A 22,122-nucleotide genomic window follows, 5' to 3' on the forward strand; every position below is an offset into this window, starting at 1 on the left:
AGTAATAAGTGATCGAAGAGGTTTGACGGAGCGCTCATACTCCCGCTTTCATCCGGTAGGTCGGGTTGGGCCGGCCGGGGGAGAAGCAGTCGTCGGTGAACCTGTAGTCCTGGACCCCCGCCTCGCTCAAGGCCCTCTTGACCGCGCTCTGGATATTGGTCCGCAGCGCCTCCGGCGAGGATACCACCCGCCCGTTGACGAACAGCTCCACCTCGCCCTCCGCGTACCGGGAGCCCTTGACCCCGTCCACGGTGAGGTTGCTGAGGATCAGGCTCAGCTTGACCGTGCTGGTCCCGGAGCGGAGGAGCACCTTGGCGTGGGCGATGTCCTGGGGATCGTAGCGCTCGGCGATGTAGCGGAGCACCTTGGTCCCGAGGTCATAGGCGTCCATTTTCGCCACGCTGAAGGTGAGATACCCGTTGTACCAGCCCAGCTCGGCCTCGGCGTCAGCGTAGGTGTCGTAGTCCACGTCCACGGGGGATCCGTTGCTGATCTGGCTGGAGTTGATGATGCCGAGGATCTCGTCGAACCCCTGCCCGGTGATGGCGGAGTACCCGATCACTTTAGCCGCGGGGTTGAGCTTCTTCACCTCCGCGATCAGCTCTTCCAGCCGGGCCTTGGGGATCATGTCGGCCTTGGATAGCACCACATATTCAGCCTCCTCGATCTGGTGCTTCCGCAGGTAGCCGCCGATGGACTTTGCTTCGATCTCGTCGGAGGACAGCCGGGAGCTGTCGACCAGCACCATCAGGGGAGCGACGGCGAACTCGTCCTTGTAAAGGGAGCGCAGCGGCGCCACCACGGTGGCCTGCAGGTCGGTGCAGGAACCCACCGGCTCCGCGATTATGATGTCCGGCCTGAACTCGCTTATGAGCCCGCGAGCCCCCTGCATGAGGTCGGGGAAGCGGCAGCAGAAGCAGCCCCTCAGCACCTCGGCGGTCTGGTATCCGTTGCCCCTGCTGAACTGAGTGTCCACCAGGGCCTCGCCCTGGTCGTTGGCGATGAGGGCGACCTTCTTGCCCGAGCCGACCATCTGCTTAGCCGCCTTGTTGATCAATGTCGTCTTGCCAGCACCCAGGAATCCGCCTATCAGCACTATCCTCGTGACCATGGACTCCGCCCATAAGCGCAGAAAGCTCAGCGGATATATGCTTGACTGATGGATGTTTGAGAGATATGTTAGATTCAGAACTATAATAGTTTATTCTAATATCAAACATTAAATACTAAACTAAAACATTATCTCTCCAACTCGTGGGTGGTTTCCGGGGCGATCAATGCGTCCATCGATTTCGGGTGCCCCCGTCGACCAAGCAGAACAGCGCGGACAGCTCCATTGAATCCCTAAGCCCACTAGAGCCTAAGTTCCGCCGGGGGAGGGTGGCCTGAGCCGCCCGCCCCCTCACTTCTTTTATCGGATTGCAGCTAGCATTGGTCAAGCCCGCTGTGACTGAGAGGGTCGAGAGTGACCCTCCGCGGCCGCTCCGCAGGACCTCGTTCGACCGGACGATTTCACCTATCCCTGCATGCCATCTTGATCTTGACTGCCCACGTAGGTATAGATAGAGGTTCGATCACGTTTTTCATGGTGACGAACCCAGGTCCGCGAGTCTGCTATTTCACAAGTATAAGTATTTTGGAAGGGGATGTCGGCAGAAGAGTATTCCTCGAAAGTATATCCGGGAGGACAATTTTCCGTGGTTTCGAATGCATAATAAGTCTATCCTCCATATCCAACAGACATTGGCGAGAAAGCATCCACACTAGAAGATGTATCGCATTCCACCGCCACCATGGCCACAACATGGTCATGGAATAACGCTATCCCACAATCATATCCTCCGCGTTCCAAAAGAGCAACGAACAGTATCACGAAGTCCTCACAGTCACCTTCTTTCAGCGACAACGTCTCTATAGGGTAAGCCGCCCAATCGAAAGAGGAGTACAACTCTTGATCGGACACGTATTTGAAATTCTCCTGCAAGTAAGAAAGAACAAAACCGGGGAAGTCAGTTCCAGAGGGGCATCTATCATATAAGGCCTTAAGGCAATTGTCCAATGTGGATACGCCATCGCCATCGCGATCGTCGTTGGAAAGTACTTTTTTCACGAACAGATCAGCTCGGGCATCATAAGAGCTCATCGCCGCACGTTCGAACTCCTCTGCCTGACAGATGCTCACATCATTCTTCATCTATAACAAAAGAGACATTGTTACCGTCATCCTCCGAACCTCTGTCTAAAGCGTACACTGCAATGATGGCACAGAATACGATGGCAATTAGAATGACGATAATTAATTGATTGCGATTTTTCATTCTATCACAGCCGAATGACGGAAAGTGGCAGGCACCCGGCAATCAAGTACCTGCTGATCCAAGCGGTTAGTTATAGGTGATCAGGTCAGGATCTATTATCGTCATTTTTGATCGCAGTGGTAAGATAACCGATAACCGTGTTTTTCCAATATCCGAAAGAGAGCGAGAATGATAATAATAGAAATCGTTGCAGTGATGACCATCTGAAATACATTCAGATTCAACAGGATGATTGCCAGCATGTTCGCAGAACTGATTGGGACCACCACTACAAACCATATCCATGTATTTTTCTCACGGGTCATTTTCATGTCTTGTTACCTCCCCGCTCGTCCGCTATTCCACAGTCCCATTGACCTCGCCTTTCGCCCCTTGGGGACATAAGTCATTTTTCTTTATGCCCCTATCTTACAATCGAATTGTTTATCCTTACAGCCCATTCGTTATTGTGGTTCACTACAAACGTTTCCCATGTGCCATTTATCTTTTCAACCTTCAGCCCGGTTGCGAAATTAAGAAGCTTGCAGGGAGTGGCAGACTTTATCAGGCTCATGGGTATCGTCAGTTCATGATTTTGAATGTTGAATCGATGCGACTTAAAAAACAAGAACTCAGGTGTTAAAAAAAGCCAGCCGCCAACGCCCTCTTTGTTCATAAAGTGGTTTGCTTCACCTTCAAAAACGATTCTATGCTCCCTTGCCATCTGCCTGCGTAAAGGTTCAAATTTTTTTGTGTGGTACTTTGATAAAAATGCCATGCATAGGCCGAAGAGAACACCGGAAACAAGTCCTACGGCCAAAGCCAATCCCAGTCCCCACAAAAGTCCGTCTATTCCATCTTGAGAACTTATTTCGAATAATATTCCGACTATTAAAGCTAAAAATAAGCCCGTGCTAATTCCAAAAAACAAACCTGCTTTTACAATTCGCTGGTGCTGTTCTTTCATAATTTCCCCTCTCCGATGTCAAATGCAAATGTACCTTCAAATTATAATCAACTTTGAAGTGAAAAACTTTTTCTTTATTGTTACCTCCAATCTGTTTCTTATCAAATTGGAGTTATATATAATTTTATATACAATCCTTCGTAAAATTTAATTAGCATCCTGCCATCCTCATCGCAGGGTCTGCAATTTTAGATTCATCTATCAATAGTTATATAGCCACACAAAAAAGAATAGGTGGGGTTTGAAATGATGGTTATCGTTTACGCCAAACGGGGCACTCCCTTGTCGTACTGCTCCCTCAGCTTCTCGTTGTTGACGTGGAGGTAGATTTGGGTCGTCCCGATATCGTTATTCCCCAGCATATTGGACAGGTGCCATATGTCGCAACCGTTCCCTACCATTGCCGTGGCGAAGGAGTGACGGAGAACGTGAGGGATTATCTTCTGCGGTAGTTCAGCCCTCGCACCGCACTTCGCTATGACATCGGCTGCGGCATGGCATGACAGTCTGTTCCCCCTCTGCGACTTGAACAACGGGGTTCTCGGCCTGCCTTCGGGCCGTGGAAGGCATCGATGTATTGCTTTAAAACGCCCTCGCACTCGGCAGATAAGGGAGCTTCCCTTTCCTTGTCGATTTTGGCGTGTTTTATGCGTATCTGCTTACGGTGAAGTCGATGTCCTCCAAGTTCAGGCCCGTTAGCTCTGCGAGGCGGGTCCCTGCGGTACAGAACACCGCTAACAGATAATAAGTACATTGAGGATTTGATACCCGGCTCAGCTAGCGGTCTTGGGATTGCCATTACCAAGTGAAATATTAACTGAAGCTTTTTCTTTATTCTCTACTTGTGTTCTTTTCTTCGTTTTTATAGTTATCATCACTTTGATAGAAAAAGTACCAAGTTCTCCCAATTTTGCTCATCTTCAGAAATCCAAGCTTAGAAAGTAGCTGTAAATCAGTTCTTGCGGTTTGATGGACCACATTGAACTTTGACATTATTTCAGCAACTGTTGCGGGCTCCCCCTTGTGCTTAATCATATCCTTGAGTATTTCCGCCTGGCGGAAGTTAAGCTCTGGATGGGACTCGACCAGCATCATGGCGTCCTTTTGCTCCCTTTGCTTGCGAGCGATATACTGCCTAGTGTTCTCAAGGGCCTTTTCCATTACAGATAAATTGTAATTTATGAAATACGTGATGTCATTGTTGTCGGTCTCAGAGTACAGATATGCCAACCCATATTTTCCCTTGCTCTGTTTAATTACCTTAGAGATTGCCATATATTGAAATAGCCAGTAGTTGCGCTTTAACGCATACCAATACATTAGTGCTCTGGCCAATCTTCCATTTCCATCTACGAATGGATGAATGTACCCAATCATAAAATGGATAATTATTGCCTTTACAAGAGGGTGCTGAAAATCACTATCTTTCTCATCATTAGCAAATTTACATAGGGTTTCCATGTACTCTGGAATCTTCTTATGTGATGGAGGGTGGTGGAATATCCTGTCTGATTCGAGAGGGTCTGCGACCACGGTTTCATCATCCTCTCGGAAACGGCCTTCAAACGATGGGTCTTCCAAAGTATCGTGAACGACCAGTTTATGCAATTCAAGAATTGTATCAATAGTTAGTGTTTGATCCCGAATCTCCTTAATCCTCTGCATCGTGAGATAATCATTCACAATCATTTGCTCAGAGGGAGAGCGGGGCTTTCTCTTCGCGCGTAGCATTTGTTTAGCTACCTTTGTTGTTGTAACTGCCCCCTCAAGTTGACTGGATGCTATTGCTTCCTCCATCAGAGAACTCACAACATACCTGGCCATTTCCGGCTCTTTTAAGGGATCGTCCACGACCAACAGACCTGAAGCCCCTGTATCTAGTATGTGAATTATCCGTTGAGACTGATTAGTCATATTATATTCTAGATTAATATCTTTAAATTTGACATGCTTAGATTGATTATTTCTCGAAAGCTTCATCAGAGCCCAAACAATTTCATGGTCTTTTGGAAGGTCTTTATATCTTAATTCATCCCAGTGGACATATTGTTCATTGTATCGCTTAGTCAAGTCCTGAGTTTCCTTATCGTCCAATAAATCTAAATGGTCCATTACTTTCTCTTCGAATATTTTTCCTAATGGTTTTGGCTTTTGAGGCATTTTCATAAGAAACTCAAATTTGTAGATACTATTACTGGATTAAGAAGTTATCTGCTAATTTAACACAAATTAGCATAAATTAGCAAATGAGCTTCAAACGATTTAGTGATGTTTCTTATGCTAATTTAGCAAATTTTAGCACAGATTGGTATTTAGGTCTTGGACTATTACTTGGTTGCTTTTGAGCAGTGGATTCAGGTTCTTACGCCACATTAGACGATCGAACACGTGTAAAACAGCCCTTTCAGCGATGGGCTAGAAATGAAAATTAAGTGCAGGGGAAGGGATTTGAACCCCCGAACCACTAAGGATAAGACCCTGAATCTTACGCCGTTGGCCAAGCTTGGCTACCCCTGCTTGTACTCCCACCTTATACTGGATTTGGATATAAAACTTGCTCCGACTCTCTGCATGCAAGGACCGCTCCGAGGTCATTCCTGGTCAATGCTGGCATCGCTCAGGTGGGCCACCGGCAGCAGGACCACGAACCGCGACCCCCGAGTATGGTCGCCGGGGACGCGGTCCTCCATCCATACTATCCCGTCGAGGTCCTCTACTAGGCTCCTCACCAGGTACAGGCCCAACCCCGACCCTTTGGCCCTGGTGTTCCCCCTTTGCAGCCTGGAGAACAGCCGGGGCTTCATCTCGTCCGGTATCCCCGGCCCGTCGTCCTCGATCGACACGAGGTGATATTCCTTCCCCTCGTGGAAGTGGTCTCCCAGCCTCACGTCGATCGTCACAGGCCGGGGGGCGTGCTTGACCGCGTTGTCGATGATGTTGGCGAACACCTCCCTCAGCAGGTCGCTGGCCAGGACCATCCGCCTCTCCTTCGACTCGTAGCGTATGGACGCGGTGTTGCCCGGTTCGTTGATGCGGTCCACCACCACCTCCCCGATGACCTGCCCCAGGTCCAGGAGGCGATGCCGGGCCCCCGGCCGGTCGAGGGTCTTGATCTTCCTCACGGTGTCGATGAGGCGGTCGATCTCATCCATGGCCCCCTGGGCCTTCCGGAGCATCGAGCGGTCCCCCAGCTCGCCCTTGTGGTCGATGAGCTGGAGATAGCCCGAGGCCACCGCGTTCATGTTGTTTATGTCGTGGATGAGGAGGTCGATGAACAGCTCCGCCCGCTCCTTCGCCTCTACGGCCTCGCGCTCCAGCTTCCTCTGGGCGGTGATGTCCTGCACGATGGCCACGCTGCCGGCGATCTTGCCCGCCGGGTCCCTGAGCGGCGCCGCCGACTCAAGGATGGTGCCCCTGGAGCCGTCCGACCGCTGGATGTCGATCAGCTGCCCCGTGACGCTCTCCTTCTCCACCGCCGCCCTGATGAAGCCCCAGTCCGACGAGGCGACCTCGATCCCGCTGTTGGCCCACCACCCCCGGAAGCCCCGGCGGCCCTGCACCTCCACCTCGCCCATGATCTCCCTGGCCAGGTCGTTGGCCTCGAAGATGGCGGCGCGCGCGTCGGCCAGGAGCACGCCGACCGGCAGGGTGTCCAGTATGGCCTTCAGCCACATCCGCTCCTGCTCCAGCGCCTTCTTCGCCTTCACCTGCTCGTTGATGTCCTGGGCCGAGGCCACCCGGGCGGGCTTCCCGTTCCAGATTATGTCCCTCCCGCGGACCTGCACCGTGATGATCTTTCCGTCCTTCCTCAGCAGCTCGGCCTCGTACGGCCCGGGGTCGGGGGACCGCAGCTTCTCCTTGAGCATCCTTTGCGTTTCGGGGGTGTAGAACTCGAAGACCTTCTTGCCCAGCACCTCCTCCTTGGAGTACCCCGAGATCTCCAGGGTGGCCTCGTTGGCGTCCACTATGGTCCCGCCCACGTGGACGATGGTGATCTCGAAGGCGGTATCGGCCATGGCGTGGAACCTGTCCTCGGCATGGCGGAGCTCGCTTCGGATCCTCTCCAGCTCTCTGCGCAGCTCCGCGTTCTCCTCCTCGACAGGGGACCGCACCGGCCGCAATCGCTCTATCTTGCTATGATCGTCTTCGCTCAACTTCCCACCGAGCGTGAAATTATGACCTTCTCAGACGATTTTGTAAGATAGCATATATATTTAGTGTGCAGCTAGGCTGCATCCGTTCCCGCCGAAATATTTCTACGTAGACTGCGTGAATTATATTGTCTTGACTATATTTCAGGACCGACTTCGGAGCAACGCTGGGAACACCATCGTGGTAGGATTATATCCTCGCCCCGGCATCTAGGGACCGAGATGGGGAGTTCTAATAATGGCGGATTCAGATAGTCCTGTCGTGCCGAGGAACAAGGAAGCGGGCGAAGGTGTGGACGGCATCACTTCCCTGGAAGACCCCAGGCTCTACCTGAACAGGGAGCTCAGCTGGCTGAGGTTCAACCGGATGGTCCTGGAAGAGGCCATGGACGATACCCACCCCCTGCTGGAGAGAGCGAAGTTCCTGGCCATCTGCGGCAGCAATATGGACGAGTTCTTCATGTCCCGCGTGCCGGGCCTGAGGCGCCAGTCGGAGAGGGGCGCCCTGGAGCTGCCCCCGGACGGAACGACCCCCCAGGAGCAGCTTGAGGCCATCAAGGAAGAGGTCGACCGCCTGGTGGACGAATATGCCTATGCCTGGGGGAAGTACCTCCTCCCCAAGCTTGACGCCGAGGGCATCCACATCCACCGCATGACGGACCTCGACGAGGAGCAGCGGGCCGGGCTGAGGGAGTACTTCGAGGGCAGCCTGTTCCCGATACTGACCCCTCTCGCGTTCGACGTCAACCACCCCTTCCCGTTCATATCCAGCGGGGCCATCAACCTCGCGGTGGTGATCCACGACGACAGCGGCCGCGAGAAGTTCGCCCGGCTCAAGGTGCCCGGGGGCGGGCTGTTCCCCCGGTTCGTGCGGGTGGAGCACGGCCGGCCGGCCAGGTCCTCGGACCAGCACTTCGTACTGTTGGAAGATCTGGTGAAAGCGAACCTGGACCTGCTGTTCCACGGGATGAAGGTCGTCGCCGCCCACGCCTTCAGGGTCACCCGGGACGCCGAGATCGAGATCGAGCTCGACGAGACCTCCGACCTTCTTACCGCGGTGGAGGAGGGGCTGGAGTCGAGGAGGGTGGGAGAGCCGGTCCGCCTGGAGGTGGACGAGGGCATGCCCGGGCGCATGGCGGACATGCTGGCCCGCAATCTCGGCCTGTCCGATCAGCTGGTGTACCGCTCCTCCGCCCCCCTGGCCCTGGCAGACCTGTGGCAGCTCCACAAGCTTCAGCGGCCTGATCTGCTGGACTCCCCCTTCCTCCCCTTCATCCCCCGCGCCCTGGCGGACGAGAAGACCATCCTGGAGAGCGTCCGCTCCCGGGACGTTCTGCTGTACCATCCCTACGACAGCTTCCAGCCCATCGTGGGGCTGCTGAAGCAGGCGGCGGTGGACCCCGACGTGATGGCCATCAAGATCACCTTCTACCGCATCGATTCCAACTCCCCCCTGGTGGAGGCGCTGATGGAGGCGCGCCGCAACGGCAAGCAGGTAGCCGCGGTGCTGGAGCTGAAGGCGAAGTTCGACGAGACCGCCAACATCTCCTGGGCTAGGCAGCTGGAACATGCCGGCGTGCACGTGGTGTACGGCGCGGTGGACATCAAGGTGCACGCCAAGATGTGCCTTATCGTGAGGAGGAGCAGGAACGGGATCGTCCGCATTTGCCACCTGTCGTCCGGAAACTACAACACCCAGACGGCCAGGATCTACGGGGACATCGGGTATCTTACCAGCGACCCCGCCATAGCCTCGGACGTCTCCGACCTGTTCAACAGCCTCACCGGCTACTGCGTGCAGGGCGAGTACCGCAAGCTCCTGGTCTCCCCGGGAGGCATCCGCAGGGGGATCGAGGAGAGGATCGAGAGGGAGATAGCGGTGCACAAGGAGATGGGGAACGGCTACCTGGCCTTCAAGCTGAACTCCCTCATCGACAAGGGCATGATCCAGGCGCTGTACCGGGCCTCCATGGCCGGGGTCAAGGTCGATCTGAACGTGCGGGGGCTGTGCTGCCTCAAACCGGGGGTGCCGGGGGTGAGCGACAACATCCGGGTGGTGTCGATCGTCTCCCGGTTCCTGGAGCACTCCAGGATATACTACTTCCAGAACGGCGGCGACGAGGAGATATATCTCGGCTCCTCCGACCTGATGCCCCGCAACCTCAACCGCAGGGTGGAGGAGCTTTTCCCGGTCCGGGACAAGAAGATCAGGGAAGCGGTGCTGAAATACATCCTCCAGGTCCACCTGCACGACAACGTGAAAGCGCGGGAGCTGCGCGGCGACGGGACCTGGGCCAGGGTCCAGAGGAAGGAGGGCGAGGAGCCGCTGGACTCCCAGGTGTGGCTGCTGGAGAACAGGGGGATCTGGCATGGGGAAAAATGAGGACCCCGGCTTCTGCCTGCTGGGCGCGTCCATGCTCCTGGAGCACGCCGCCGAGCTGGAGGGCCTGGCCAAGGACATCCGCAAGATGGACGCGGACGCCGTCCACGACATGAGGGTGGCATCCCGCCGCCTCCGGGCCGGGCTGCCCATCTTCAGCTCCTGCTTTAAGGACAGCCAGTACGGCCGGTGGAAGAAGTGCGTCAAGGGCATCACCGGGGCTCTCGGGGAGGCGAGGGACCTGGACGTGCAGGCCGGGTACCTCCAGGAGCTTATGGAGCGATCCGGGGACGCCTCCCGCGAGGGCCTGGAGGTCATACTGGAATCTAAGAAGGCCCGGCGGAAGGACCTGCAGCCTCAGCTGGTCGGCTGGCTGGACGATCTCAAGGAAGATGGGTCGCTGGACGAGATGGTGGCCTTCCTGGAGAAGGCCGTGGAGAAGCTGAGCTCCGGGCACGCCGACGTGCGGAGCAAGGCATCTTTCGCCGTGGGTCTGGCCAATGTCTTCTCGCGGACCGAGGCGCTGCTCGAACTGGAGGACTGCGTTGGCGACCCTGATGCCAAGGAGCGGCACCATGCCATGCGCATCGCTGCCAAGAGGCTGCGCTACACCATAGAGGCGTTCAAGCCCCTCTTCGACGACGAGCTGGAGGAGGAGATAGGCGTGATGAAGCGGGTCCAGGACACCCTGGGGGAGATGCACGACTGCGACGTCTGGCTCTCCGGCCTCGACGCCCTGGAGGAAGAGGTCCGCGCTCCCCGGGAGAAGGCGCAGGCGGTGGAGCGGGGGCTGGAAGCCATAAGGAAGGACCGGGAGGAGGAGCGGAACAAGTTGTACGGGGAGCTGGTCCCCTTGTGGGGCGGTCTGCGGTCCCGGCGCTTCTTCGAGCAGGCGGTGGAGCGGTTCCGCTCCGGACTGGCGTCAAAGGACCTTTCCATCCCCCTGGCCGACGTCCACGGGCCCGCCAGGCTGGGGGTCATCTCCGACGTCCACGGCAACCTGGACGCCCTGAGGGCGGTGCTGGACGACGCCAGGAAGAACGGGGTCGCCGGCTTCCTGAACCTGGGCGACATGGTGGGGTATGGTGCGTACCCCGAAGAGGTGGTGAGGGAGCTGAGCGGCGACCTGTTCCTGAGCGTGGCCGGTAACTTCGACCTCAAGGTCCTGGATGCGGCCCGGAGCTCTCAGCGCCCCAAGGCCGGTTCCGCCAAGGAAACAGTGGTGTCCATGGCGGCCGGGGAGCTGTCGGAGGACAGCCTGAAGTTCATAGGGTCGCTGCCGCCGGAGCTGCGCCTGGAGGTGCTCGGGAAGAGGCTCCTGCTGGTGCACGCGAGCCCCGCGGACCCGGACGAACACATCGGGCCGGAGACCGGCGAGGCCCGGCTGGCCGAGCTGGCCAGGACAGCGGACGCCGACATCGTGATGGTGGGGCATTCGCACAAGCCCCTGGTCCGAAAGGTCAAGGGAGTGCTGTTCCTCAACCCCGGCAGCGTCGGCAGGCCCGGGGACCACGACCCCCGGGCATCGTACGCCATCCTGGACACCGGGGACTTCTCGGTCCGCCAGCGCCGGGTCGGGTACGACGTGGAGGCGGCGGTCAGGGCCATGAGCGAGAAGGGGCTCCCTCCCGAGCTGGGAGAGGCGCTGCGCAGAGGGCTGACCAGCAGCGAGGCGCTGGGGGAGAGGGGGAAGCCTCCCAAAAAGGGGCAAGGAGGCCTGGAAGCGGCCAGGAAGCTGGACCCGGACCGCCCCCACTCGGAGCAGGTGGCGAGGCTGGCGAGGACGCTGTTCCGCGAGCTGGGGCCCCTCCACGGCCTGGGAAAGAGAGAGGAGGACCTTCTCGAGGCGGCGTGCCTGCTGCACGACATCGGTCTTTCGGAGGGAGGGAAGGGACATCACAAGGCCTCCTGCCGCCTCATCATGGAGCAGAAGCTACCGTTCGGCAGCGAGGACCGGAGGACCGTCGCCCTGGTGGCCCGCTACCACCGCAAGCGCATGCCCGGCGGCGACGAGCCCGATCTCGCCGAGCTGGACGAGGAGGCCCGCAGCATCGTGCTGAAGCTCGCTTCAATTCTCAGGATCGCCGACGGCCTGGACCGCACCCACGGCGGGGTAGTTAAGGAGGTGAAGTGCCATATCGCCGGTGACAGGGTCGCTCTCACAGTGGTGTCGGACGCCGACGCCGCCCCCGAGATCGAGTGGGGGCTGAGGAAGGGCGACCTGTTCGAGAGGACCTTCGACAAGAGGTTGTCGATATCATGATGCAGTCAGTCCCCCGCGCCGACCATGTGGTCTCGTTCCTGGACATCGGAACCAACTCCGTGCGCATGCTGGTGGTGCGCCTCAATCCCAACTTCTCCTACACCGTGCTGAGCCAGCAGAAGGAGGTGGTGCGCCTGGGCGAGAACGAGTTCATCGACCACACCCTCCGCCGGGATGCCATGGACCGGACCGTCCATGTATGCCGCAAGTTCGCGGAGCTTTCCCGCACCTACGGCGCCGACGAGATCATCGCCGTGGCTACCTCGGCCGCCCGGGAGGCCAAGAACCAGGCCGTGCTGGTGGAGCGGCTGCACGATGAGGCGGGGATCGACATGGGCATCATCTCGGGTGTGGAGGAGGCCCGCCTGGTCTACCTCGGCGTCAGCTCCGCCGTGGAGCTCACGGACCGCACCGCCCTGTTCGTGGACCTGGGGGGCGGGAGCACCGAGCTGGCCATCGGCACCCAGGAGAACTACAGCTACCTGGACAGCCTCAAGCTCGGCGCCATCAGGATCACCGGGATGTACGTCGAGGAGGGGGACCGGGAGGGCCCGGTGGATGACTCAGTTTACAATAAGATGCGCAAGCACGTGCGGGGCCTGCTGGTCCACTCGGCGCACTCTATCTCCCTGAGCAAGGTGGACATGGCCATCGGCAGCTCCGGCACGGTGATGAACCTGGCCGATATCGCCTCCCGGACCTGCGGGGGGAAGGTCAACTCCCTGAAGCTCGCCCACCTGAAGAAAGTGTCCGCCATGCTGAGGTCCCTGCCTCTGGCGGAGAGGAGGAAGGTCCCCGGCCTCAATCCCGAGCGCGCGGACATCATCGTGGGCGGGGCCGCCATCCTGGAGACCATCATGGAGGAGCTGAAGATCGACGAGCTGGTGGTCAGCGACCGGGGGGTCCGCGACGGGCTGCTGGTCGACTATCTCTCCAAGATCGAGGGCTATCCCCATGCGGGGCGCATGTCGGTCCGGGAGACCAGCGTGCTGCAGCTGGGCCGTTCCTGCAATATCGACGAGCCGCACGCCGAGACGGTGGTCCGCCTCGCCCTGGCCCTGTTCGACAGCGCCAAGCAGGCCGGCCTGCACAGCCTGGGGGACAAGGAGCGAGAGGTGCTGAAGTACGCTGCCTATCTCCATGACGTGGGGGACTTCATCTCATTCACCAATCACCAGGCGCATTCGTACTACATCGTGAGGAACGCCGACCTCCTGGGCTTCGATGAGCGGGAGATCGCCATCATGGCCAACCTCACCAGGTACCATCGGAAGAAAGTGCCTAAGAAGAAGGACCCCGAGATGGAGGGGCTGGACCTGCGGGCCCAGCAGGTCATTATCACCCTGTCCGCGTTCCTCCGGCTGGCGGAGGAGCTGGACCGCAGCCACACCGGGCTGATGAGATCGGTGGCGCTCAAGAAGGAGGGCAAGGACACGGTGCTGCTGGAGGGCGCTGCCGCCGGGGACGCCTCCCTGGAGATATGGGGGGTGGAGAGCGACGCCAAGGCGTTCAAGCGGGCCTTCGACCGCGACCTCAGGGTGGACATCATCAGAGTACCCTAGCTGCAGCAGAAACGATTATTCGGCCTCGATGCCATCCCTGACGTGATGGCGCAGCTCGAGGAGTACAAGGCCAAGCGCGATTTCTCAAAGACCCCGGAGCCGTCGGAAGGCGGAGGATCGGAGGAGCCGTTCTTCGTGGTGCACGATCATTACGCTTCCTCCCATCACCACGACCTCCGGCTGCTCATGGACGGCACCCTGAAGAGCTGGGCGGTGCCCAAGGGCGTCCCGGAGGAACTGAAAATTAAACGCTTAGCGGTGCAGACCGAGGACCACCCGGTGGCCTATGCCGATTTTCATGGGATCATCCCTCCTGGCGAATATGGTGCCGGAAAGGTCGAGATACTGGACCGGGGCGGCCTGGAGGTGCTGGAGCGGGACGACAAGAAGATCGTGTTCGAGCTCCGCGGCAGCAGGCTGAGGGGCACCTATGCGCTGGTGAGGTTCAAGGGCAAGGAGCAGGACAACAAGAACTGGCTCCTGATGAGGACCAAATAAGCTAGAAGCGTGAAAGGAAATTAGGGAGGCCCGCGGGCCTCATTACTTAAGAGTGTTGGATACGGAAGGGCTTATGCCTTCTTCATGATCTTCATCCAGCCGCCGGACTCGTAGACGCCGAGGCCCCTGGACTTGAGGGTCTTCTCAAAGTCTTCCCAGGGAATGATCTCAAGGCGGTCGTTGGATCCCTTAGTGAACTGAATCCCGTTCGTTCCCTTAACCCTGCCAGGCTTCAGGCCCTTCTTCTTGGCGATTTCCTTGGCCTTCTCGACACCGATCTGTTCCATGACCAATGATTTTCCCTCCTGTGCTATATTGGGCCCATGTTGGCCATACGACCCAGATTGTAATGGCCCAGACCCATATATAATAATTTTCTCATAATGTTGCGCATCCAGTATCACCAAAGGGGCATTGAAAACTCATTATATACTTAAAAACTGGTAGGATAGCGTTCCTTCTGGCTCATTTTCCCGCGGAGAATCAACCATGTTGCTAGTTGCTGAGCGGCCGGATACGATGCCAGACCTCGGCTCGTGTTATGCCGATATGTCGATATCCGATATATAACGCCATCCCCCATTATTTTAATCGGACGGCCACAGAAAAATTATATGCCTCCCGCGTCTACTACCTGGGTGAGCTTGAAAAGATGTCCTTGTTCGGTTCTTCGGGGATTCGGGGAGAGGTAGGTCAGGATTTCACCCTTGAGCTAGCGGTCAGCATAGGCGAGGCGGTGGGCAGCGAGTACCCCGACATCGTGCAGGCCAGGGACACCCGCACCAGCGGGGACATGGTCTCCAGCGCCCTGGTGGCCGGCGCCACCTCGGTGGGCGCGGAGGTGCATGACGCGGGCATGGTCCCGACGCCCACTCTGGCAAGGGAGGCCGCGTCCCATCGCTGCGGCATAATGGTCACGGCCTCGCACAACCCCCCGCAGTACAACGGTGTCAAGATCTGGAACCCCGACGGGTCCGCGTTCGATTCCCTCCAGATGAACGAGGTGGAGGAGCGCATACTGGGCAAGAAGGCCGACCGCAAGGACTGGAGACGTGTCGGCAGCGTCCAGGCGCTCCAAGGGGCGGCGGACCGGCACATCGACGCGATCGTGCGTTCGATCGGCTCGGCGTCCTCGAAGGTCGTTCTGGACTGCGGCAACGGGGCCACTACTTCGGTCAGTCCGCTGGCCCTGCGGACCCTGGGCTGCGGCCTGGTGACGTTGAATGCCAATCCCGACGGCTTCTTCCCCGGGCGGACCTCGGAGCCGACCGAGGAGGCGTTGCAGGACCTCAAGGATACGGTGCTGAAGCGGAAGGCGGACCTGGGGATAGCGCACGACGGGGACGGGGACCGCATGGTGGCGGTGGACGATCGCGGCCGCTTCATCTCTGGTGACAGGCTCATCGCCCTGTTCGCCTCGGCCATGAAGGCCCAGGGCATCGTGGCGCCGATGGACGCGTCCATGGTCCTGGACGACCTGGTGGGCGAGGTGGTGAGGTGCAAGGTCGGGGACGTGTACGTCGCCGAAGCGCTCAAGAAGAGCGGGCTGGACTTCGGCGGGGAGCCCTCGGGCACCTACATATTCCCCAAGGAGACCTACTGCCCCGACGGGGTGTACGCCGGCGCCCTCCTGGCCAGGATGGCCTCGGAGGCCAAGATCTCGGACCTGCTGGACGAGCTGCCCTCGTTCCCGGCGGCGAGGCATTCCTTCAAGTTCGACAGCTCCCGCAAAAGCCGGATTAAAGACGGCCTGGCGGCGGCCATGCAGGGCCTCGACTGCGACCGCCTGCTCACCCTGGACGGGTTCCGGGCGGAGTTCCCCGACGGGTGGTTCCTGGTGCGGCTGTCGGGCACGGAACCAAAGGTCCGCATGACCGTGGAGGCGAGGGACCGGGAGGAGCTGAAGAGGCTGGAGGCCGTGGGGCTGAACATCGTGGAGGGGTGCCTGAGATGAGGGCGCTGGTGCTTGCCGCGGGAGAGGGCACCAGGCTTCGCCCCCTCACCTCCAACATCCCCAAGCCGCTGCTGCTGGTGGCGGGGAGGCCGTTCCTGTCCCACACCCTGGAGGCGCTGTCGTCCCAGGGGATCAAGGACATCCACATCCTGGTGGGGTGGAAGGCCAACAAGATCAAGGAGTACTACGGCGACGGCTCCCGGCTCGGGCTGAGGATCTCGTACCTGGAGCAGAAGGAGCGCCTGGGCACCGCCCACGCCATCGGGTGCGCCGCCGGGGTCATCGACGAGCCGTTCGTGTGCGTCAACGGCGACGTGGTGGTGTTCGAGGACGACATCAGGAGGATGCTGGAGAAGTTCAAGTCCTCCGGGAGCGCGGTCATGGGCACCGTCACGGTCCCGGACCCCCAGAGGTTCGGGGTCATCGAGGAGTCCGGCGGCCGCCTCATCAAGATCCACGAGAAGCCGGAGAACCCCCCCACCAACCTCATCAACGCCGGGGTGTTCGTATTCAATACCGACATCTTCGAGGGCATCAAGGCCACCCCGAAATCGAAGCGCGGGGAGTACGAGATCACCGACACCCTGAACGCGCTGGCGAAGGACAAGGAGGTCCTCGTCGAGAACATCAGCGAGGGCTGGATCGACGTGGGCCGCCCATGGGATATGCTGAGAGCGAACGAGATCCTCATGGCCCGCGTCAGGGGCAGGGTGGAGGGCACCGTGGAGCCGGGGGCGACACTGATCGGAGAGGTGGTGGTGGAGAATGGGGCCAGGGTGCGCTCGGGAGCGTACATCGAGGGGCCGGTGTACATCTCGGAGGGCTGCGACATCGGGCCCAACTGCTACATCCGCCCGTCCACCTGCCTGGGGCCGGGGGTCAAGGTCGGCGCCGCGGTGGAGGTCAAGAACTCCATCATCATGTCCAAGTCGCACGTGCCCCACCATAACTACGTGGGGGACAGCCTCATCGGGGAGAGGTGCAACCTCGGCGCCGGCACCAAGGTGGCCAACCTGCGCTTCGACGACCGCCCGGTGAAGGTCGCCATCAAGGGGCAGCTCATCGACTCCGGGCGCCGGAAGCTGGGGGTCATCATGGGGGACGATGTCAAGACCGGCATCAACGCCATGATCGACGCCGGGACCATCATCCACGAGAACTCGGTCATCGGGCCGGGGGCGGCGGTGAAGGGCAGCATCGGGCCGGGCAGCAAGGTGCTGTGAGCTTGCTGGATCAAAGCACTTCGAGCTCGACCGCGTCGCCCTTCCAGTCGTAGGCCCGCCAGCTCTTCATGTCGAAGGGCAGGCAGGTGATGATGTGAGTGTTGCCGAAGCTGCCGAAGAGGTGGAGGTCCTCCTCGGAGGGGCGGTTGCTCGGTCCGGGGTGGGAGTGCACCGTGCCCACCACGCTGAGGTCGATGGGGAGGTTGTGCAGCGTCACCGTGGCAGAGTACTCCGTGGATATGCTGCCCGGCAAGAGCAGGATCTCGGTGATGATGCCCTTCTCGGCCCGCAGGACCGCCGCGAACTCGTGGGGGAACGAGCCCTTGGCGGCGTCGTTGACCATGTCCAGGACGTCGGCCTCGATCCCCCACACTTTCCTCTTTTCGCTCATAGCATGCACACGATCTTCTCGCGTATCCGGGTGTAGAAGTCCCGCTCGAAGCGGATGAAGCGGGCCTTGTTCTCGGAAATAGAGAACTCCGCCGCCTCCAGCCCCTCCATCTCCTTCTCCTGCTGCCCGTCGATGACGCACATGCACGGCTTGGGCTTGGCGACCTCGATGCGGACCTTGCTGGACGCCGGCACCACCATGGGCCGGGCGGCGAACTTGAACGGCGCCATCGGCGCGATGACGAAGGCGTCCACGCGGGGGTCGATGATGGGCGAGCCCACCGCCATGGCGTAGCAGGTGGAGCCGGTGGGAGTGGCCACGATTATCCCGTCGGCGCGGACGTCCAGGGCGAGCTGGTCGTCCACGTACACGTGGAAGTGGCGGATCTTGGCGATGTGGGCGGTGTGGACGACCGCCTCGTTGGTGGCGTCGAACTGCCTCTCCCCCGCCACGGTGGTCTTGAGCTTGATGCGCTCGTCGATGAAGTAGTCGCCCTCCAGCATGCGCTTGATGCCCTTCTCGATGCCGTCCTCGTTCATCTCGGTCAGGAAGCCCAGCACTCCGGCGTTGATGCCGAAGATGGGGGCCTCGGTCCTCTGGAGGGAGCGCAGTATGGTGCCGTCCCCGCCCACGGTGACCAGGGCGTCGATGTCCATCTCCTCGATGGGCCTGCCTTCCTTCCCGAAGATCCGGGCGATGCCCGACTCCAGCACCAGGTCCTGGCCCTTCAGCTCGCTGATGGCCTTCCTGGCGAGCTTGAGGGCCTCGGGCACTTCCGCGTTCGCTGTCAACCCCAACCTCATAACAATATCTCCTTGGTCCTCTCGTCGCCGTAAGCGAGGAAGTTGCTCCTCGCGGCAAGATCGAAGGGCATGTCCAGCCTGTCCCCCCGCAGGTCCACCAGCTCCCCGCCCGCCTCCCTGAGCACGAGGGAGCTGGCGGCGATGTCCACCACCCTTATGCAATTGGCATGGAACTCCGCGTTGAAGTAGTAGCCGTCGAAGTGCCCCCGGGCCACCAGGCACATCTCCAGGGACGCGCACCCCATCGCCCTGACGCGGGAGGCCCGCTTAACCAGCTCGAAGGTGCGGGGGTGCACGCACCGCCCCATGTAGAACACCATGGCCGGCGGTCCGGCGTTGGAGCGCACCCTTAGCTCGCAGCCGTTCAGGGTCGCCCCCTTGCCCTTCTCGGCATGGAACAGGTCGCCGTTGACCAGGTTCAGGACCAGGGCGTCGCGGACGCCCAGAAGGGTGTCCTTGCCCAGCGCCAGGGACACGCTGTAGAAGGGGACCCCCATGACGGCGTTGTGGGTGCCGTCGATGGGGTCGATCACCAGAGTATCCTCGTACCCACGGTCCACCAGGCCGCACTCCTCGCTCAGGACGTTGGCCTCCAGGTCCAGCTCGTCGACCGCCCGCAGTATGGCGTCCTCGGCCACCTTGTCGATGCCCGAGGTGGGGGTGCCGTCCGCGCCGATATACAGCTCCTCGCCCCGGTCGAACCCGTCGGGAAGGTCCTGTATCGCGTCCCGGACCCGCATGGCTATGCTCCTCAGCGCCTCTCGCATTGTCCGTGTAACGCGCCACCAACGATTTAACATGTTCGAGCGGGGCCCAGCGTCGCGCCCATCCCATAAAAAATGTTTTATTCCAGCAAGTGCCAAGCATCACATGCTGGAGCGGGATGGCGATGCCTGACGAGTACATGCCGATAATATCACCGATAGTGGTTATAGACCACGACCGGGAGAGGTACAAGATCCAGATGGAGCTGCCAGGGGTCAAGACGGAGGACATCGACCTGGAGGTCTCGGAAACGAGCGTGTGCATCCGCGCGGTCCGCGAGGACGCCAACATCGGGGGGTGCTACTTCCTCGCCCACCCCGTGAACGTGGACGAGACCGATGCGGCCTTCGACGGTAGCATGCTGTGGATAGAGATACCGTTCAAGGTGCCCATCAGGGGGAAGAGGGTCGAGGTGCGCTCCGGCACCCTGGACATGGCGCAGGAAGAAGAGGAGGAGCGCATCGAGCTGGAGAGGTTCTAGGCCTCGGCATCAGGGCTCCCGGCCCGGCCCCTTGGCCTCGCCGAGCATGTTCCGGATGCTGATCGCCGAGGCATACTCGTCGGCGAGGCGGTTGGCCTCCCTCGGGGGCATGCCCGACGCTATCAGCCCGTTGTAGAACCGCCCCCTGGCCCGGTTGGCCGCCCGCTTGAGGCGGAGGTACGATACCAAGAGCTTGACGCTCAGGACGGGGGCGCTGGAGACCGCCACCAGCACCGCGGCGCGGTCCTTGGCGTCCATGCTCAATCCTCCTTGTGCCCCTTCCGCTTGTCCTCGTCGGAGGACATGCCCCTCACGATGTTCCCGATGTTCATATTGCTCATGTAGTCCCGGGTGAGCTGGAAGGCCTGCTCGCTGGTCATCCCCGATTCCACCAGGGTCTTGTAGAACGCCCCTACCGCCTTCCCGTAGTCCTCGCTCTCCTGGGCCCCGTACAGGATCTTGGTCAGCTTTCCCAGCAGGTCCGGGAGCTCCTCCTGGAAGACCCTGAATATCCCTCGCAGCTCTTCTTCCGTGGGCATCTCGCTGTCGCTCATGTCGCGTCCTCCTTCATCTCGTTCTCTTGCTCTTCGTGCATGTTAACCGCGTTCACCTTACTTGGTCAATCCGAGCACTTCTGACCATTTCCGGATCACCTGCTCGGACACTTTGTAGGCGTTCGACCTTCTGCCCCTCTCTTCCACCACCAGGCCTTCCTTGACCAGCTCCTCCAGCTTGGACCGGACGATCCTCCGGGAGCTGGAGCCGGTGCGGGCCCTGAGCTCGTCGGCGATCTGGGTGATGTTGTGGCCGGGGTGGTCGAGCAGGATGCGCATGATCTCCTTGGAGATGGGGTCCTTGACCTGGGGGAGGATCACGTCCACGGAGATCACCCCGTGCTTCTGATAAAGGTCGAGCAGCCGGAAGTACTTCCGGACCACCCCCTGGAACTGGGACAGCTGCTCCACCAGTTCGGCATACGGCCTGGTGATGTCCCTGAGCGAACTCTCCAGGCTGCTGATGCGTTCGGCGAGCTCCTTGATCTGCCGGTCCTTGTCGTCCTGTTCGGCCAACGGTAAAGGGACTGACAACTCAACATAAAAAGGTGCACCATATAGATGGCCAGCAAAGGGCCCCCGGTCTGGATGCCGGGCCGCCGCTTCGAGCGAGGCTGATACCTCACCTATTTATGCCAGGGCATTATTTTGACGGATATGAGCGGGGCAGCCATCGAGGCGACCGAGCAAGAGGGAGTGTACTCCGACCGGGAGCGCCTGTACACCAGGAACTCCGCCCCGGGAAGGGCGGTGTACGGGGAGCGGCTGATCAGCTGGAGAGGCGCGGAGTACCGGGAATGGGTGCCCACGCGCAGCAAGCTGGCCGCATACCTGAGGGCCGGCGGGACCTTCTTCCCGTTCCGGAAGAGCTCCAAGGTCCTGTACCTGGGGGCGGCGTCCGGGACGACCACGTCCCACGTGGCCGACATCGTGACCGATGGGGCGGTATACTGCGTGGAGATCTCCCCCCGCTCCTTCCGCGACCTGGTGCCGGTGTGCGAGTCCCGGCCGAACATGGTGCCGTTCCTGGCCGACGCCACCAAGCCCCGGGAGTACTCCTTCGGCGTCCCCGGTGCGGACATCGTCTACCAGGACATCGCCCAGAAGGGGCAGGCCCAGATCTTCCTCAGGAACTACAAGGCGTTCTCGGCCAGGAGCGGGCTTCTGGTCATCAAGTCGAGGTCGGAGGACGTGACCCAGGACCCCGAGAGGACCTATGATGAGGCGCGCCGGCAGCTCCGGGAGGCGGGGCTGAAGGTGCGAGAGGTGGTCCGCCTGGACCCCATGGAGAAGGACCACGCCATGATAGCGGTGGGAGAGCCGTGAGGTACGTGTATGGGATAGCGTTCAGCGGCGGCCGGTTCCTCATGAACTTCAACCCCCGCCGGGGAGGCTGGGAGATGCCGGGCGGAAAGGTAGAGGAGGGGGAGAGCGACGAGGACGCCATGCGCAGGGAGTTCCGCGAGGAGACCGGGTGCGACTTCGTCCCCGTCGCGTCGATCGGGGAGGGCGAGGAGGGCACCGTCTTCGCCGGGGAGCTGGGAGCGGCTGCCGGCCAGGGGGAGATGGACTGGCGCCTGTTCGAGGACCTCCCGCAGGAGCTGTCGTTCCCCCGGGTCCAATACCTGCCCCTGATAGAGTGGGCGAGGGGGCGGCTCGCCTCTCAGCGTCGTGGAGAGGGCGGCGCTCCCCCAGGGCCGTCCACGTCGGCGTGAACTGTCCGTAGGCCTGCGCTCGCCTGCTGGCAGGGGTGCCCCCGAGTTCGAACAACATAAATATGAGGACGGGGATTGGCTTAACCTCGCCACCACTAAACGCTAACAGATTCACTAC

The 22,122-nt window shown here is 59.9% G+C and carries 22 protein-coding genes and 1 tRNA gene; 9 read left to right on the forward strand and 14 right to left on the reverse strand.

All coding sequences use genetic code 11. From position 1 onward, the window contains the following. Nucleotides 1-34: 34 nt before the first annotated feature. From WYS_RS14970 to WYS_RS14975, 7 genes are all read right to left on the reverse strand, one after another. Complete coding sequence (locus WYS_RS14970; protein WP_019177972.1) at nucleotides 35-1,111, reverse strand: GTP-binding protein; 1,077 nt, start codon at nucleotides 1,109-1,111, stop codon at nucleotides 35-37. 609 nt (nucleotides 1,112-1,720) lie between these two features. Then, a complete protein-coding gene (locus tag WYS_RS09690) occupies nucleotides 1,721-2,194 on the reverse strand; it encodes a hypothetical protein (protein WP_019177973.1) in 474 nt (157 codons plus the stop codon). 527 nt (nucleotides 2,195-2,721) lie between these two features. Then, entirely contained in the window at nucleotides 2,722-3,264 is a 543-nt protein-coding gene (locus WYS_RS09700) for a hypothetical protein (protein ID WP_019177975.1), read from the reverse strand. A gap of 260 nt (nucleotides 3,265-3,524) precedes the next feature. Continuing rightward, nucleotides 3,525-3,863, reverse strand: a complete 339-nt coding sequence (locus WYS_RS15695) for a tyrosine-type recombinase/integrase (protein WP_238540777.1) — start codon at nucleotides 3,861-3,863, stop codon at nucleotides 3,525-3,527. 232 nt (nucleotides 3,864-4,095) lie between these two features. Beyond that, a complete protein-coding gene (locus WYS_RS09715) occupies nucleotides 4,096-5,430 on the reverse strand; it encodes a Fic family protein (protein ID WP_019177978.1) in 1,335 nt (444 codons plus the stop codon). A 267-nt stretch (nucleotides 5,431-5,697) separates the two neighbouring features. Further along, nucleotides 5,698-5,781: transfer RNA gene (locus tag WYS_RS09720), tRNA-Leu, on the reverse strand. A gap of 74 nt (nucleotides 5,782-5,855) precedes the next feature. Next, on the reverse strand, nucleotides 5,856-7,418 hold the full coding sequence (locus WYS_RS14975; RefSeq protein ID WP_147654321.1) for a PAS domain-containing sensor histidine kinase: 1,563 nt from the start codon (nucleotides 7,416-7,418) through the stop codon (nucleotides 5,856-5,858). 235 nt (nucleotides 7,419-7,653) lie between these two features. Between WYS_RS14975 and ppk1 the strand changes: the two genes are divergently transcribed. Genes ppk1 through WYS_RS09745 form a run of 4 tightly spaced genes read left to right on the forward strand, consistent with a single transcriptional unit; the run spans nucleotide 7,654 to nucleotide 14,118 of the window. Next, the gene (gene ppk1, locus WYS_RS09730) at nucleotides 7,654-9,798 is read left to right on the forward strand and encodes a polyphosphate kinase 1 (protein ID WP_147654322.1); all 2,145 of its coding nucleotides are present in this window, start codon (nucleotides 7,654-7,656) and stop codon (nucleotides 9,796-9,798) included. Beyond that, nucleotides 9,785-12,058 (forward strand): YfcE family phosphodiesterase, encoded by a 2,274-nt coding sequence (locus WYS_RS14980; protein ID WP_019177981.1) that lies wholly within the window; start codon nucleotides 9,785-9,787, stop codon nucleotides 12,056-12,058. The genes ppk1 and WYS_RS14980 overlap by 14 nt, the downstream gene beginning before the upstream one ends. Further along, nucleotides 12,055-13,620, forward strand: coding sequence for a Ppx/GppA phosphatase family protein (locus WYS_RS09740; protein WP_019177982.1), 1,566 nt, complete (start codon nucleotides 12,055-12,057; stop codon nucleotides 13,618-13,620). Before WYS_RS14980 ends, WYS_RS09740 begins: the two co-directional genes overlap by 4 nt. 45 nt (nucleotides 13,621-13,665) lie before the next feature. Continuing rightward, nucleotides 13,666-14,118 carry a DNA polymerase ligase N-terminal domain-containing protein gene (locus tag WYS_RS09745; RefSeq protein ID WP_019177983.1) on the forward strand — a complete coding sequence of 151 codons (453 nt, stop codon included), beginning with the start codon at nucleotides 13,666-13,668 and terminating at the stop codon, nucleotides 14,116-14,118. A gap of 71 nt (nucleotides 14,119-14,189) precedes the next feature. Here the strand turns inward: WYS_RS09745 and WYS_RS09750 are convergent, their stop codons facing one another. Continuing rightward, nucleotides 14,190-14,405, reverse strand: coding sequence for a hypothetical protein (locus WYS_RS09750; RefSeq protein WP_019177984.1), 216 nt, complete (start codon nucleotides 14,403-14,405; stop codon nucleotides 14,190-14,192). A gap of 365 nt (nucleotides 14,406-14,770) precedes the next feature. Here WYS_RS09750 and glmM point away from each other — a divergent pair, with 365 nt between their 5' ends. Beyond that, nucleotides 14,771-16,072, forward strand: coding sequence for a phosphoglucosamine mutase (glmM, locus tag WYS_RS09755; protein ID WP_049796325.1), 1,302 nt, complete (start codon nucleotides 14,771-14,773; stop codon nucleotides 16,070-16,072). Continuing rightward, nucleotides 16,069-17,295 carry a bifunctional sugar-1-phosphate nucleotidylyltransferase/acetyltransferase gene (gene glmU / locus WYS_RS09760; RefSeq protein WP_019177986.1) on the forward strand — a complete coding sequence of 409 codons (1,227 nt, stop codon included), beginning with the start codon at nucleotides 16,069-16,071 and terminating at the stop codon, nucleotides 17,293-17,295. Before glmM ends, glmU begins: the two co-directional genes overlap by 4 nt. 10 nt (nucleotides 17,296-17,305) lie before the next feature. On the opposite strand, the gene WYS_RS09765 is transcribed toward glmU, so the two are convergent. From WYS_RS09765 to WYS_RS14985, 3 genes are read right to left on the reverse strand one after another with little or no spacing between them, the layout of a single operon-like run. Further along, nucleotides 17,306-17,686, reverse strand: coding sequence for a Mov34/MPN/PAD-1 family protein (locus tag WYS_RS09765; protein ID WP_019177987.1), 381 nt, complete (start codon nucleotides 17,684-17,686; stop codon nucleotides 17,306-17,308). Then, nucleotides 17,683-18,489 (reverse strand): NAD(+)/NADH kinase, encoded by an 807-nt coding sequence (locus WYS_RS09770; protein WP_019177988.1) that lies wholly within the window; start codon nucleotides 18,487-18,489, stop codon nucleotides 17,683-17,685. Before WYS_RS09770 ends, WYS_RS09765 begins: the two co-directional genes overlap by 4 nt. Then, nucleotides 18,486-19,256, reverse strand: coding sequence for an inositol monophosphatase family protein (locus tag WYS_RS14985; protein WP_019177989.1), 771 nt, complete (start codon nucleotides 19,254-19,256; stop codon nucleotides 18,486-18,488). Before WYS_RS14985 ends, WYS_RS09770 begins: the two co-directional genes overlap by 4 nt. Nucleotides 19,257-19,372: 116 nt before the next feature. Here WYS_RS14985 and WYS_RS09780 point away from each other — a divergent pair, with 116 nt between their 5' ends. Further along, nucleotides 19,373-19,735, forward strand: coding sequence for an Hsp20/alpha crystallin family protein (locus WYS_RS09780; RefSeq protein WP_019177990.1), 363 nt, complete (start codon nucleotides 19,373-19,375; stop codon nucleotides 19,733-19,735). Nucleotides 19,736-19,744: 9 nt separating this feature from the next. On the opposite strand, the gene WYS_RS09785 is transcribed toward WYS_RS09780, so the two are convergent. The 3 genes from WYS_RS09785 to WYS_RS09795 are packed head-to-tail and all read right to left on the reverse strand — an operon-like array spanning nucleotide 19,745 to nucleotide 20,805. Beyond that, the gene (locus tag WYS_RS09785; RefSeq protein ID WP_019177991.1) at nucleotides 19,745-19,993 is read right to left on the reverse strand and encodes a hypothetical protein; all 249 of its coding nucleotides are present in this window, start codon (nucleotides 19,991-19,993) and stop codon (nucleotides 19,745-19,747) included. Between the two features lie 2 nt (nucleotides 19,994-19,995). After that, complete coding sequence (locus WYS_RS09790; RefSeq protein ID WP_019177992.1) at nucleotides 19,996-20,289, reverse strand: hypothetical protein; 294 nt, start codon at nucleotides 20,287-20,289, stop codon at nucleotides 19,996-19,998. A gap of 57 nt (nucleotides 20,290-20,346) precedes the next feature. Then, complete coding sequence (locus tag WYS_RS09795; RefSeq protein WP_019177993.1) at nucleotides 20,347-20,805, reverse strand: hypothetical protein; 459 nt, start codon at nucleotides 20,803-20,805, stop codon at nucleotides 20,347-20,349. Between the two features lie 141 nt (nucleotides 20,806-20,946). Here WYS_RS09795 and WYS_RS09800 point away from each other — a divergent pair, with 141 nt between their 5' ends. Continuing rightward, nucleotides 20,947-21,615, forward strand: coding sequence for a fibrillarin-like rRNA/tRNA 2'-O-methyltransferase (locus tag WYS_RS09800; protein WP_019177994.1), 669 nt, complete (start codon nucleotides 20,947-20,949; stop codon nucleotides 21,613-21,615). Further along, entirely contained in the window at nucleotides 21,612-22,004 is a 393-nt protein-coding gene (locus tag WYS_RS14990) for an NUDIX domain-containing protein (RefSeq protein ID WP_019177995.1), read from the forward strand. The genes WYS_RS09800 and WYS_RS14990 overlap by 4 nt, the downstream gene beginning before the upstream one ends. Nucleotides 22,005-22,122: the final 118 nt, after the last annotated feature.

Source organism: Methanomassiliicoccus luminyensis B10 (assembly GCF_000308215.1).
Classification (GTDB): domain Archaea; phylum Thermoplasmatota; class Thermoplasmata; order Methanomassiliicoccales; family Methanomassiliicoccaceae; genus Methanomassiliicoccus; species Methanomassiliicoccus luminyensis.